The 12995-nt window shown below is 47.5% G+C and carries 12 protein-coding genes; 1 reads left to right on the top strand and 11 read right to left on the bottom strand.

Annotation, left to right across the window (positions count from 1 at the left end):
- Positions 1-17 precede the first annotated feature (17 nt).
- From PQQ36_RS18075 to aspA, 8 genes are all read right to left on the bottom strand, one after another.
- Complete coding sequence (locus PQQ36_RS18075) at positions 18-563, bottom strand: DUF6795 domain-containing protein (RefSeq protein WP_273662150.1); 546 nt, start codon at positions 561-563, stop codon at positions 18-20.
- 201 nt (positions 564-764) lie between these two features.
- Positions 765-2468, bottom strand: coding sequence for a sodium:solute symporter family protein (locus PQQ36_RS18080; protein WP_011079228.1), 1704 nt, complete (start codon positions 2466-2468; stop codon positions 765-767).
- 12 nt (positions 2469-2480) lie between these two features.
- Positions 2481-2747: a DUF4212 domain-containing protein gene (locus tag PQQ36_RS18085; RefSeq protein ID WP_011079229.1), complete on the bottom strand. Its 267-nt coding sequence runs from the start codon at positions 2745-2747 to the stop codon at positions 2481-2483.
- Positions 2748-2962: 215 nt separating this feature from the next.
- Positions 2963-3586 (bottom strand): MarC family protein, encoded by a 624-nt coding sequence (locus PQQ36_RS18090; protein ID WP_011079230.1) that lies wholly within the window; start codon positions 3584-3586, stop codon positions 2963-2965.
- 148 nt (positions 3587-3734) lie between these two features.
- Positions 3735-4370, bottom strand: coding sequence for a response regulator transcription factor (locus PQQ36_RS18095; RefSeq protein ID WP_273662152.1), 636 nt, complete (start codon positions 4368-4370; stop codon positions 3735-3737).
- A gap of 185 nt (positions 4371-4555) precedes the next feature.
- On the bottom strand, positions 4556-6352 hold the full coding sequence (locus tag PQQ36_RS18100; protein WP_273662154.1) for a protein-disulfide reductase DsbD: 1797 nt from the start codon (positions 6350-6352) through the stop codon (positions 4556-4558).
- A gap of 142 nt (positions 6353-6494) precedes the next feature.
- Positions 6495-7802: an anaerobic C4-dicarboxylate transporter gene (locus PQQ36_RS18105; protein ID WP_011151356.1), complete on the bottom strand. Its 1308-nt coding sequence runs from the start codon at positions 7800-7802 to the stop codon at positions 6495-6497.
- Between the two features lie 155 nt (positions 7803-7957).
- On the bottom strand, positions 7958-9409 hold the full coding sequence (aspA, locus tag PQQ36_RS18110; protein WP_017789706.1) for an aspartate ammonia-lyase: 1452 nt from the start codon (positions 9407-9409) through the stop codon (positions 7958-7960).
- Between the two features lie 308 nt (positions 9410-9717).
- Here aspA and PQQ36_RS18115 point away from each other — a divergent pair, with 308 nt between their 5' ends.
- Positions 9718-10248, top strand: a complete 531-nt coding sequence (locus tag PQQ36_RS18115) for an FxsA family protein (protein ID WP_011079235.1) — start codon at positions 9718-9720, stop codon at positions 10246-10248.
- Positions 10249-10337: 89 nt separating this feature from the next.
- Here the strand turns inward: PQQ36_RS18115 and PQQ36_RS18120 are convergent, their stop codons facing one another.
- From PQQ36_RS18120 to cpxA, 3 genes are all read right to left on the bottom strand, one after another.
- Complete coding sequence (locus PQQ36_RS18120; protein WP_263200999.1) at positions 10338-10811, bottom strand: tRNA (cytidine(34)-2'-O)-methyltransferase; 474 nt, start codon at positions 10809-10811, stop codon at positions 10338-10340.
- Between the two features lie 107 nt (positions 10812-10918).
- Positions 10919-11527, bottom strand: a complete 609-nt coding sequence (locus PQQ36_RS18125) for a superoxide dismutase (RefSeq protein WP_206638766.1) — start codon at positions 11525-11527, stop codon at positions 10919-10921.
- Between the two features lie 76 nt (positions 11528-11603).
- Positions 11604-12992 carry an envelope stress sensor histidine kinase CpxA gene (gene cpxA / locus PQQ36_RS18130; protein WP_011079238.1) on the bottom strand — a complete coding sequence of 463 codons (1389 nt, stop codon included), beginning with the start codon at positions 12990-12992 and terminating at the stop codon, positions 11604-11606.
- Positions 12993-12995 lie beyond the last annotated feature (3 nt).

Consider the following 12995-nt stretch of genomic DNA (forward strand, 5'->3'; position numbering starts at 1 on the left):
AATGATGTATTGCCATTTTAATCCTCTTGATACTTTTCTCTACGCTTATATCCCTTAATTTCACATCTGCTTAGTAGCATCAAATCAACGCCATTAGGTACTACAGGGTTTTTAAAATAGTAGAGATAATCAGGTGTTCTGATGTTGCAATTAAGGTTATTTAAGTTGTTTTTAATGAAATTAAATGGTTGTTCGTATCCCAATATGGATTCCCATAGATATGTCTTTTCATTTTCAATTAAAATGTAAATACCAATATAAGAATAAGCTTGATTTAACGGGGATTTCTTCAACCATTGAGAATGAATCATGGGATCAAAATGAAAATACCCATTCAGATCAGTTTTGGTTTTATCGTTATATCGATGTTTTAAGAACCCGCCTTCAAGATAAACGTCTCTATTCGCAAATGCTTGTCCGTCTTGAGTCAGGTGTCCAGAGACCTCTGGACTTAAGACATACTCATTTTTTTTAAATAAATCAAAAATGCTCAACATATTACCTTTGCTTACTATTGGGAAAGAAACTAAGAGCAGGGTTAATATTATCTTAGTGATTTTCATTTTTAGTCCGAAAACAAATGGTAACTAATATATAGGATGTTTTTTTCTTGATAAGAAAGAATGTTTTTTTTGAGATTAATATCGTGTTTGTTGTGTAATTAATAAGTTTGATACTTTGTACACAACAAAAAGCCGATGCAGTTGCATCGGCTTTGCGTTTCCTCGGAGCTTAATCCCTACAATAAAGCTCTAAAGTGTGGATTAATGGTCGTGCGCTGCGCCAGCGCCTTTCGGGTAGCGGATAGACTCAACCATTTCTTGTACATCTGACGGTACTTCGGCAGTGAACTTGTTCACGACAATTGCTACCACAAAGTTCAGACACATACCGAGTGTACCAATGCCCTCAGGGCTGATACCGAACAACCAGTTATCCGGTGTGCTCGCAGCTGGGTTAATGAACTTGAAGTAAACAATGTAAGCCGCAGTAAAGGTAATACCTGCCAACATACCCGTGATAGCGCCTTCTTTGTTCATCTTCTTATAGAAGATACCCAAGATAATCGCAGGGAAGAAGGACGAGGCTGCCAATCCGAAGGCGAATGCTACAACCTGTGCTACAAAGCCTGGAGGGTTAATACCCAAGTAGCCCGCACCGACGATGGCAATCGCTGATGCAATCCGCGCGGCCATTAACTCCTGTTTATCGGTCATATTGGGCCTAAAGCCTTTCTTCAACAAGTCATGCGAAATGGCGGTTGAGATAACCAATAGTAGGCCTGCTGCGGTAGAGAGTGCTGCTGCCAGACCACCCGCTGCCAATAGTGCGACAACCCAGTTTGGTAGTTTTGCTAGTTCTGGAGAAGCCAGTACGATGATATCGCGGTTGATCTTCATCTCGTTGCGCTCATCGCCAGAGTAGAACATCTTGCCATCGCCATTCTTGTCTTCCCAAGCCACTAGGCCAGTGCTTTCCCAGTTTTTGTACCAGCTCGGTGCTTCTGTGCCTGCGACACCTTGCATGTCTGGACCATTGATGGTGTCGATCATGTTAACGCGTGCAAACGCTGCCACAGCCGGTGCGGTGGTATAAAGAATCGCGATGAACACCAATGCCCAACCAGCAGAGATACGCGCATCAGATACTTTCGGTACGGTAAAGAAGCGAATAATAACGTGTGGAAGACCGGCAGTACCTACCATGAGCGCTGCACAGATGAAGAAGACGTCAACCATGCTCTTCGACCCATCGGTATAGGCGGTGAAGCCGAGCTCCTGCGTTAGACCATCCAGTTTCGTGAGTAGATACTCATCGCTACCTGCCATGGTTGAACCAAAGCCAAGCTGAGGTACAGGGTTACCTGTCATCATCAAGGAAGTGAAGATCGCCGGAACCATGAAGGCAAAGATAAGCACACAGTATTGCGCTACCTGCGTATAGGTGATGCCCTTCATGCCGCCCATAACCGCGTAGAAGAACACGATCGCCATACCGATGATGATACCCATGTTGATGTCAACTTCGAGGAAGCGTGCGAATACCACACCCACACCACGCATTTGACCAGCAACGTAAGTAAACGATACGAAAATAGCACAGAATACCGCAACCAAACGCGCCGTTCTTGAGTAGTAACGGTCTCCGATGAAATCTGGCACGGTGAACTTACCAAACTTACGTAGATAAGGTGCTAAACAAAGGGCGAGAAGTACGTAGCCACCGGTCCAACCCATCAGGTATACCGTACCATCGTAGCCGATGAACGAGATAATACCTGCCATAGAGATAAATGATGCCGCAGACATCCAGTCCGCTGCGGTTGCCATGCCGTTGGCGACTGGGTGAACACCACCGCCAGCAACATAGAATTCACTGGTAGATCCCGCACGGGCCCAGATTGCGATGCCGATATACAGAGCAAAAGTGATACCGACAAGAATAAACGTCCAAGTTTGAATATCCATTTCCTAAACCTCTTAGTCTTCCTGCACGTTGTACTTCTTGTCCAGCGCATTCATGCGGACAACGTAGACAAAGATCAGCGCCACAAAGGTGTAGATCGACCCTTGCTGAGCGAACCAAAATCCGAGCTTGAAGCCACCAAACTGAATGGCATTAAGTGCATCGACAAATAAAATTCCAGCGCCGTATGACACTAAAAACCATACTGCTAGCAGTGATCCCATGATCCCCAAGTTTTCCTTCCAGTAGGCTTGAGCATGTTCTGTTGATTCGAACGCCATGGCCTTCTCCTTGTGTTTCTCGTCTGAATAGATAAGTGTTAACGTAATGTTACGTTTCCTAAGATAGCAGTGTTGAGTCAAGGGATCTGTGCAACTTTAGTCGGGGCGATAAAAAGCAAAAACGCCCGAAAAATGGGCGTTTAGTGAGATGGATAGCAGATTTGAGGATGTTAATTTGATGTTAAATTAGCCAAAGGTCTAAAACATCGCACGTGCTACAGGTAAAAATCTTTAATTCCTTGCAGCAAATTGTTGAGTGCGACGGCGGCGAGGATCAAACCCATCACACGGCTGATGATGGCAGCGCCAACATTGCCAATCCATTTTTGAATCGTGTTGGCTCCGAGTAACAGAACCAGTGTGATCAGCAAGACCGCCAACATGACGCCCGCGGTAATCGCTTGATCAGCAAAGGAATAGCGATGGTTGTCTGTCAGCATCACCACCGCCATCATGGCGCCAGGTGACGCGATGGAAGGAATGGCCAGCGGGTAGACGGCCAAATCTGCGAGGGCGGATTTATCCAACTCTTCGCTTAGCTTCTGCTCTTGCTCAGGTTTACTTTCACCGAAAATCATACTCAGTGCGAATAGCAATAAAACCAGCCCACCCGCAGCCTGAAAGGCGGGTAGTGGGATCTGCATCGCTTCAAGCAGCATTTGCCCGGCGATTAAGAAAAACAGCAATACCCCTGCTGAGATACCAACCGCTTTGAGCGCGACGAGACGACGCTGCTTGGCGGTCAGATGTTGGGTTTGCGAAAGATAAACAGGCACTGAACCAACAGGGTCAATCACGGCCCAAAGAACAACAAATTGAGTGATGAGAATACTGAGCAAGGTATGGCCTCCCAGAGTTAATAACAGAGGGATGAAAAAGACAGCCCATTTGGCTGCCGAGGTATTTTACTCAAGGTATTAAAAATTTGCGTCATTAAAATGTGAACTAATATAACGAAAACTTCTGAATACCGAGTTTGGCGTTGAGTTATTGCTCGGGCTCTAGCTGCTGTAACAAGATCACCGCTTGGGTACGATTTTTCACCCCAAGTTTGCGGAAGATAGCCGTCATATGTGCTTTGATGGTGGTCTCAGAAACATTCAGCTCATAAGCAATTTGCTTGTTGAGCAAACCATCGGAAAGCATCCCCAGTACTTTGTATTGCTGTGGTGTTAACGCGGCGATTTTCTCGGCTAAGTCATTACAGGCGGCGTTATTGGTGATCAGTCCTTCAGGGAAATAAGGATCGCCATTGAGCACTTGGTTAAGCGCGGAAACCAGTGTGCGCATATCACTCGATTTAGGAATAAAGCCAAAAGCACCGTGGCTTTTTACTTGTGTGACCACCGCGGGTTCTTCACTGGCGGAGACCACAACGATGGGCAGGTCGGGATACTCTGCACGGAGATGGATCAAACCTGACATGCCATTGGCTCCAGGCATTTTGAGGTCAAGCAGCAGTAAATCCGGCTCTTCTTCGCGCATAAGCAGGTTCAGCAACGCATCGAGTGAGTCGGCTTCTAGCAAGTTGGCCCCACTGACCGCCATATGCACAGACTGAAACAGCGCATTACGGAACAGGGGGTGATCATCAGCGATGATGATGGTGTAGGTCGAATCCATGACGTTAAACACTTTTAACTATTTCGTTAATGGAATTATTGCAGCTTTAAGAGTGTGGACAATCTTTATACGCTAAAAGTCTGATGTAAATCGACTTTTATTAGAGAGTTTGCATATACCTCCGTTGTGAAGGTGAGAATGTGGTAAGAAAAAACGCCAGCAAGGTTTGCTGGCGTTTGAATCGGTTAGTTGGAAATTCGTTGAATATGCTCCAAGAAAGGCGCCGCTTGCATAAAGCCAGTGAGTCGAGCGTTTGAAACCGGATTACCTTGCGCATCCCAAAAATCGATCGTTGGTAGGCCGAGCACTTGTTGGGCCTGTAGCAGCTCAATGTCCTGTGCTTGGTTACGCGTCACGTCGGCTTGAAGCAACACAAATTGTTTGAGTTGAGCTGCCACGGCTGGGGCGTGGAAAGTGTATTTCTCGAACTCTTTACACGCCACACACCAATCGGCATAAAAGTCGAGCATTACAGGTTTTTTGGCTTGCTTGGCTAACGCCAATTGTTGTTGAAGCTCTTCGACGTTGCGGATTTTAATAAAGCTCACTTCGCTGGTTTGAGCCTGTTGAGTGCTGTCGGCAAACCAATAATTGAGGGCAGGCTGAGCGGACGCAAACAGACCCAGCACGGCAATGATGCCCACCGCGCTTTGCTTCCAACCGCCAAACTCCAAACTATTTTTCACATGGTAAAGCCAGCCAAACGCCGCGATACCCAAGGCAGACCACAGCGCGGTTGACCACATTTCAGGAAGGATGCGTTCCAATAGGAAGATTGGCGCTGCCAGCAATACAAAACCAAACAGCGTTTTAACGCGATCCATCCAACCGCCCGCTTTGGGGAGCAGTTTATTACCAAACACCGCGACTAAAATCAAAGGGATACCCATGCCCATGGCTAAGGCATACAGCGCAACGCCCCCCGTCAAGAGATCACCACTTTGTGCTACGTACAGCAGTGCCCCAGAAAGCGGTGCTGTGGTACAAGGCGAGCACACCAAACCGGAAATGGCACCCATGGCAAAAACACCCGCACTGCTGCCACCTTGCTGCTTATTGCTCAAATTGTTCAGCCAAGTTTGTACGCTGCTAGGCAGTTGTAAGGTGTACACCCCAAACATCGAGAGCGCTAAGGTGACAAAAAGAATACTCAGGCCGATCAACACATAAGGGTGCTGCATGGCGGCTTGGAACTGTAAGCCAGCGGAAGCGACAACTAGACCCAGTAAGGTATAGGTCAATGCCATGCCTTGAACATAGACCAGAGAGAGCCCAAGCGCGCGTCGCTGACTCAGTTTACCGCTGCCTAATACGATGCTGGTCAGAATCGGGTACATCGGCAATACGCAAGGGGTAAAGGCCAAGCCAACACCCAGTGCCAAAAACAGCAGTGGTGTCCACCAGTTATCCGCTAAGCCCGAAGCCAACTGATCTGGCTGGGTCAGAGGTTGAGGCGTTGATGCGTTTGATGTTGATGTATCGAGAGGGCTGGCGGTTTGTGTCGGCATTGTTGCTGGTGCCATGTCACCATTGGTAAACGAGGTAATGTCGATCACTCGTGTTTCAGGTGGATAGCAAAAGCCCGCTTTGGCACAACCTTGGTATTGTACGATCAATTTTGCGCCCGGCTGCCAGTCTTGCATTGGGATGTTAACGAACAATGGGTTGGTATAAATATTCACATCACCAAAAAATTCATCACGGTAGGGCTGACCGTTTTCCATTTGAATGTCACCCAATACAACGTTTTCTGCGCTAAATGAAAGACGCTGTTGATAGAGGTAGTAACCCTCTTTGACTTGCCAGTCTAGGGTGATGCGGTGATCTTGCTGGAAATAGTTAAAAGGAAAAGCCTGATCAACAGGCACAAAATCATTCGAGCCAGAAGCAAAACTGCTGTTTTGGTTATTGCCAAACAGCGCCATGGCGGGTGAGGAAAGCACAAGCAATCCAGCAACAAAGAAAGTCAATAATGCGCGCATAGTGAACAAAATATGGGAGTGAATGGAGTTAGTCTAACCCAATCAGACCCAGAAACGGTGCAGAAAGTTTCAGCGATAGGAAGGTTATGTGCAGAAAATTAAAAAAGGGAGCCGAAGCTCCCATGAGTAAGACTCGTTTTACTTAGATAAACAGGCTACCGAAGGCAAAGCCAAGCGCAACCGCAGAAGCGATGGTCACCACACCTGGAATAAAGAATGGGTGGTTGAATACGTACTTACCAATGCGAGTTGAACCTGTATCATCCATCTCTACTGCAGCCAATAGTGTTGGGTAAGTCGGTAGAACAAACAGTGCACTCACGGCTGCAAAAGAAGCGACTGCAGTGAGTGGCGCAACGCCAATCGCCAGTGCCGCAGGCATAAGCGCAACCGTGGTTGCACCTTGTGAGTACAGCAGCATAGAGGCAAAGAACAGCACCAATGCCAGCATCCAAGGGTAGTCAGACAGTAAAGCACCAGCGACATCTTTAATGCCATCGACGTGAGCATTAACGAATGTAGAACCTAACCAAGCCACGCCCAGTACGCACACACACGCCGTCATACCTGAACGGAACGTCGCTGCCGAAGGGATTTTCGATGCATCAATCTTAGTGAACATCACAATCGCGGCCGCGGCAGCCAACATCACTGTCATGATCGCTTCGTTACGGCCAAGCGCTGGGTTTTCAATCAGGCCAACAGAGCTTGAAATAGCCGCTGCGTAACAAACCACAAACGCAATCGCGCCAAGGAAGATGTAAGTCGCGGTTTTTGCGGTTGGTAGGATTTCACGTTGTGTTTCAGTGCTGAGCTTGATCAGACCTTTTTCAAGGCGATCTTGATACTCAGGATCGTCTTTCAGCTCGCTACCCATGTAGTTCGCCACCAAAGCGCCGATCATACACGCCACAAATGTGGTTGGGATACAAACCGCAAGCAGTGTTAAATAGTCCACACCAAACGGTGCCAACATGGCCGCAAATGCCACCACTGCCGCAGAAATAGGGGAAGCGGTAATCGCGATTTGTGATGCGACAACGGCAATCGATAATGGGCGAGAAGGACGCACGCCTTGCCCTTTTGCTACTTCGGCAATCACAGGAAGCGTTGAGAATGCGGTATGACCAGTACCCGCCATCAACGTCATTAAGAAAGTGACGATAGGCGCGTAGAAGGTAATACGTTCAGGGTGTTTGCGCAGGAAGTTTTCAGCAATTTGAACCAGCCAATCCATACCACCAGCCACTTGCATTGCCGCAATGGCCGTGATCACAGACATGATGATCAAAATAACGTCAACAGGAATAAATGCTTGTTTGGTTGGTACGCCTAGAATCAGCGACAGGACAATAACACCTGCACCACCAGCGAAACCAATACCAATGCCACCAATTCGTGCCCCTAAATAGATAAAGAGCAGAACGACTAATAACTCGACCGCTACCATAGATTGTTACCTCATATATTTTATTGATTCTGATTAGCGAAACGCTTTGCCTAAAGCGCTTGAATAATCAGAAGTAAAATAAATACTTGTTATTATTATGGTTATTAATAAAGAACGGCAAAAAGGGCCCGCTAAGGAGCCCTTTCTCTTTACGATTATTCGTAACGTTTTGCTTTGTAAGTTGGGTGCATGAAGTTCTGCACAGACAGGATGTCATCCAACTCTTCAGATGTCAGCAAGCCACGCTCAAGCACTACTTCACGGACGCTCTTACCGGTTTCCGCACAGATCTTACCAACGATGTCACCTTCGTGGTGGCCGATGTATGGGTTTAGGTAAGTAACGATACCGATAGAGTTGTAAACGTAGTTTTCACAGATCTCTTTGTTCACAGTGATGCCGTCGATACACTTGTCACGTAGGTTCACACACGCGTTTTGTAGTAGTGAAATCGATTCAAACATCGCTTGACCAATCACAGGCTCCATTACGTTCAGCTGTAGCTGACCGCCTTCGGCTGCGAAAGAAATCGTGTTGTCGTTACCCAGTACTTTGAAACACACTTGGTTAACCACTTCTGGGATAACTGGGTTAACTTTTGCTGGCATGATTGAAGAACCGGCTTGCATTTCTGGCAAGTTAAGTTCGTTCAAACCAGCGCGAGGACCAGAAGAAAGCAGACGCAAGTCGTTACAGATCTTAGACAATTTCACCGCTAGGCGTTTTAGTGCGCCGTGTGCCATTACGTAAGCACCACAGTCTGAAGTTGCTTCGATAAGGTCTTCTGCTGGAACCACTTCTAGGCCAGTTACTTCCGCTAGGTGTTTCACGGCAAGTGCTTGGTAACCAGGAGGTGTGTTTAAGCCAGTACCGATTGCCGTTGCACCTAGGTTCACTTCAAGAAGTAGCTTAGAGGTGTAGTCTAACGCACGGATCTCTTCGTTTAGCGTCACTGCCCAAGCGTGGAACTCTTGACCGACTGTCATTGGCACGGCATCTTGCAACTGAGTACGGCCCATTTTTAGGATGCCGTTAAACTCTTGAGATTTCAGCTCAAACGCACCTTTTAGGTATTCAATCGCTTCCATCAATTTATGGATGCTGTTGTAAACCGCAATACGGAAGCCCGTTGGGTAGGCACAGTTGGTTGATTGGCTCTTGTTCACGTGATCATTTGGGTTCACCACGTCGTAATCGCCTTTCTCTTTGCCCATTAATTCCAGAGCAATGTTGGCAAGTACTTCGTTGGTGTTCATATTCACAGAAGTGCCCGCACCGCCTTGGAATACGTCCGATGGGAACTGATCCATGCATTTGCCAGTTTCCAACATTAGGTCACACGCTTGAATGATGTAATCCGCGACATTCTTAGGAATTGCGCCCAATTCTTTGTTAGCAAGCGCAGCGGCTTTTTTGGTCATAACCATGCCACGAACGAATTCTGGTACGTCAGAAATAGTGACATTTGAGATGTTGAAGTTTTCGATGGCGCGCAGCGTGTGAATACCGTAGTAAGCGTCAGCCGGAACGTGACGTTGGCCTAATAGATCTTCTTCAATACGAGTGGCCGGAGTTGATGCTTTTGGAGCTTCAGTTAGGGTAGCCATAACAGGATCCTTAGATAATAATTCTGATATTTAAGTGATTGGTTAGCCATTTTCTGCAATCAGAATCCATTCATCAGAGTATTTGGCTGTAAAATCCGTCCTGACTTATGTAGCACATGATACTGTACCTTGCGCATAAAAATAGTAAGTGGATCACCTTTTTCGCTTTTATTTCGTCAATATTTTGCAAAGTATGAACAGCATATGAATAACTCTAAAGGGGTAGTCAAAAAACACGCATTTTTACAGGATAAATTTGAGTCACAGCACGATTTGCCATTACACTGAAATCAACTAAGGGGGAGCTCGTGTTTCCAATATTATTACTACTGTTTATCTGTGTACCCATTGTTGAGATCGCTCTCTTCATTCAAGTTGGTGGCTTTATCGGTTTATGGCCGACAATTGGCTTAGTGCTGATTACGGCGTTTGTTGGGGCGTCTTTGGTTCGCAGTCAGGGGTTGCAAACTCTGATGTCGGTGCAACAACGTTTGCAGCAAGGTGAGTTACCAGCGCAACAGATTGTCGAAGGTGTGATGCTGGCGGTGTCGGGCGTATTGTTGCTCACTCCAGGCTTTATGACCGATGCCATGGGCATGATTGTGTTGATTCCAGGTCCAAGAGCTGCGATTGCCCGCTACTTGATGAGCAAGGTAGTGGTAAATGGTGCAGGCGGTGGGTTTCACTCTCACTATCATAGCGAAGGCTTCGACCGCAGCCCGTTCGAACAAGACCCGTTTTATCGTCAGCCTTTTAATGATGGTAAGCAAGGCCAGACGTTCGAAGGGGAATATGAAAGCAAAGACAAACAAGACGATGAACAGAATCGTCTGCGTTAATTTGAACAAATTCTCGTGTGATGAAGTTTGATGACATAGAAAAGCCGGAGTATTCCGGCTTTTTTGATCTTGTTGGCTAGGCGGTGATGTTATTTCGCCCCTTGGAACCCTAGCTGACGCCATGCCTCAAAAGCAATGATCGCGACAGCATTCGATAAATTTAAGCTGCGCGCGTCAGGCATCATAGGAATACGAATGCGTTGCGACATCGGTAGGCTTTCAATCACTTCCATCGGCAGACCACGTGATTCTGGACCAAACAGCAGTACATCGCCTTGACGATATTGCGCGTCCACATGATGGCCAGTGGTTTTGGTGGTGCAGGCAAAAATACGATATTCACCACGCTGCTCGAGATAGTCGAGGAACGCTTGGTAGTTCTTATGGCGTGTGACACGAGCAAGATCATGATAATCCAAGCCAGCACGGCGCACCTTCTTCTCTTCAAGATCAAACCCAAGCGGTTCAATTAAGTGCAAATTTGCGCCACAGTTGGCACAAAGGCGGATGATGTTGCCAGTGTTTGGCGCAATTTCTGGTTCGTATAGAGCAATATCAAACATGGTATCGAGCGAATATGGTCAAAAGAGGGGGCCAGTATATACCCAAGTGTGAAGGCTTGGGTATAAAAGTGCCCGATAAGCGACGGTGCTCCGGTGAGCGGTGATGTTTAGCCTATTGCTTGAGCATAATTTTGCTCCACCACTTGCCAGTCGACCACATTCCACCAAGCATCAATGTATTCTGGGCGGCGATTTTGATAGCGGATGTAGTACGCATGCTCCCAAACATCGAGGGCGAGGATCGGTTCGCCACGTACGCTGGCAATATCCATCAGTGGGTTATCCTGATTGCTGGTGGAGGTGATATGAATATCACCCTCTTTGACCACTAGCCATGCAAAGCCAGAACCAAAGGTGTTGACGGCGGCTTGGGAAAAGGCCTCTTTGAACGCCGCAAAAGTGCCAAACTTTTCCTTAATCGCGTGGGCGAGCGTGCCTTGAGGTTCCCCTCCACCATTGGGGGACATGCACTGCCAGTAGAGAATATGGTTGTAGTAGCCACCGCCATTATTGCGCACTGCTGGGCTGTGTTGAGAGATGTTTGTGAAGATCTCAGTGAGCGTTTGATGCTCAAGCTCACTGCCTTGAATCGCCGCGAGAAACTTATCGTAATAGGTTTTATGGTGTTTGCTGTAGTGTACTTCCATGGTTTTCGCATCGATGTATGGCTCTAACGCATCGTAGGAATAGGGAAGCTCTGGGAAAGTGTGTGACATGGTAAATCCTCCGGTGATGAAGGATTTACCATAATCTTAATGATAATTATTATCAACTGTGATCTTTGTAAGGGTATTAACGCCTTTTCACCAGTGGGAGAGTAATGGTGACTCGCAACCCGCCAAGGTCGCTGCGTTCAGCGTTTATGGTGCCGCTGTGTTGACGAATCGCGCTTTCGGTAATGCTTAAACCGAGCCCGGTTCCTCCAGAATGACGATCCCGAGCGGTAGAGACTCGATAAAACGGACGGAAAATGGCTTCGAGTTCCTCTTCAGGTACCCCTTCACCATTATCATCCACCACGATATGGAGTGTGTCGTCGATGGCTTGAATGGCGATGATCACTTGGTCTTTGCCGTAGTAGATGGCATTGCGAATGATGTTTTCGATCGCGCTCATCAACAGCTTAGGATTACCGGAAATATGTCGCTCGGGTAACGGGGTGTATTGCAATACTTTGCCCATTTGTTCCGCTTCAAATTGCGCATCTTGAATGATCTCTTCCCATAGGCTGGCGACGGGCTGCTCTTCACGATCCAAATGGCTGTTCATCTGCATGCGAGACAGCTCCAGCAGTTCACTGATCATCTGTTCCAAACGTTGCGCTTCGGTATCAATTCGTTGCAGCTCATTACTTTCGCCCTGTTTGCGTGTCGCAAGCGCATTGGCCATTCTCAAGCGGGTTAGTGGCGAGCGCAGTTCATGGGAAATATCCGACAGCAACCTTTGCTGACCTGAAATCATTTGATTGACCGCTTCGACCATGCGGTTGAAGCTGGCGCCGGCTTGGCGAAACTCCGAGGTGCCTTTTTCTAAAGAGGGATCCGTGACAAATTCCCCTTTGGCGACACGTTGCGCCGCTTTTTCTAAGCGTCGTGCGGGTTGGCTGAGTGCCCACGCGAGCCACAGCAGTAAAGGGGTACTGACCAGCATCACAGCCAGTAGTAGCTGAAATGGATGATCAAACATACGCAGTAAAAAAGGCGGTGGTTGGTTCCAGCGCATCCCAACGTAAAGTAAGTACTCTTTGTTCGCTAGCGTCACTGGCAGTGGCCCTGAGAGCATAAAGCGGCCATAGAGTTTTTGTTTCGGTTGATCGGGTTGTTCAATCGAGGTGACGAAGTTTTTCAGCGCCTTGAGTTGAAAATCCCCTTGCTTCAAGGTGGTGAGGATATTGCCATCGTAATCGGTGATGAAAAAGCGCGGCCGGCCATCTCGCCCATGGCGATCGCCGGGGCGCTCCATGCGAAAGAGAATGCGACCAAGATCAGTTTCGCCACGATATTGCTTCTCGATCTCCTGCTTGGCTTCAATAAAGCGATCGTATTGATCGGCCGGAATATTGCGTGCCTTACGAGGATCAAGGTGGGGCAAAGCCAAGACGGCCATCAGCACCAAAAACATGGTAAACCAGAAGATCGCAAAAATTCGCCCATACAAACTGGTGATTTTCGGCAAGCGCATCGG

Origin of the sequence: Vibrio sp. CCUG 15886, assembly GCF_028570825.1 — a bacterium.
Taxonomy (GTDB): domain Bacteria; phylum Pseudomonadota; class Gammaproteobacteria; order Enterobacterales; family Vibrionaceae; genus Vibrio; species Vibrio vulnificus_B.

What these genes read in the sequence shown, in the direction of transcription:
- PQQ36_RS18075 (WP_273662150.1), bottom strand. Translation starts at nt 563, where the DNA reads ATGAAAATCACTAAGATAATATTAACCCTGCTCTTAGTTTCTTTCCCA.
- PQQ36_RS18080 (WP_011079228.1), bottom strand. Translation starts at nt 2,468, where the DNA reads ATGGATATTCAAACTTGGACGTTTATTCTTGTCGGTATCACTTTTGCT.
- PQQ36_RS18085 (WP_011079229.1), bottom strand. Translation starts at nt 2,747, where the DNA reads ATGGCGTTCGAATCAACAGAACATGCTCAAGCCTACTGGAAGGAAAAC.
- PQQ36_RS18095 (WP_273662152.1), bottom strand. Translation starts at nt 4,370, where the DNA reads ATGGATTCGACCTACACCATCATCATCGCTGATGATCACCCCCTGTTC.
- PQQ36_RS18100 (WP_273662154.1), bottom strand. Translation starts at nt 6,352, where the DNA reads ATGCGCGCATTATTGACTTTCTTTGTTGCTGGATTGCTTGTGCTTTCC.
- PQQ36_RS18105 (WP_011151356.1), bottom strand. Translation starts at nt 7,802, where the DNA reads ATGGTAGCGGTCGAGTTATTAGTCGTTCTGCTCTTTATCTATTTAGGG.
- aspA (WP_017789706.1), bottom strand. Translation starts at nt 9,409, where the DNA reads ATGGCTACCCTAACTGAAGCTCCAAAAGCATCAACTCCGGCCACTCGT.
- PQQ36_RS18120 (WP_263200999.1), bottom strand. Translation starts at nt 10,811, where the DNA reads ATGTTTGATATTGCTCTATACGAACCAGAAATTGCGCCAAACACTGGC.
- PQQ36_RS18125 (WP_206638766.1), bottom strand. Translation starts at nt 11,527, where the DNA reads ATGTCACACACTTTCCCAGAGCTTCCCTATTCCTACGATGCGTTAGAG.
- cpxA (WP_011079238.1), bottom strand. Translation starts at nt 12,992, where the DNA reads ATGCGCTTGCCGAAAATCACCAGTTTGTATGGGCGAATTTTTGCGATC.